We start from the raw sequence: 316 nt of genomic DNA, 5'->3' as shown, positions 1-316 counted from the left end.
TCAGGTCCATGCGACTATGGAAGGTAGCGCCGACAACCCTTTCCCGCAATGCCGGAGTCAGTCCGCGCGACACGCGGCGAATGCTTCCACGGTAACGCCGCACCCATGAGGTGCTGAGCACGATACGCACACACGGGTACGGGGCCAACGCGTCCTCAAGCAGCCGTGCATGTTCGAAAAGCCTATGATCCGGATAACCAAAAATGAACGGCCCCGAGCCAGGCTTCTCGTATACGGCATCGGGATGCAGGCAACCGTCCAGATCGAGATAAAGGACACGACCGCCCGTCCGACGCGGTGGCGGAACGCTGTAAGC

At 60.8% G+C, this 316-nt stretch carries 1 protein-coding gene; it reads right to left on the bottom strand.

Going from position 1 to position 316, the window contains the following annotated elements:
- The coding region (locus SB822_RS55925) for an HAD domain-containing protein (RefSeq protein WP_410858955.1) at positions 1 to 316 on the bottom strand (316 nt) is incomplete at both ends.

This window comes from Paraburkholderia sp. SIMBA_054 (genome assembly GCF_046534875.1).
Taxonomy (GTDB): Bacteria; Pseudomonadota; Gammaproteobacteria; order Burkholderiales; family Burkholderiaceae; genus Paraburkholderia; species Paraburkholderia hospita.
Note: the sequence above shows the minus strand (reverse complement) of the source record. Positions and strands in the feature narration are given on the sequence as shown.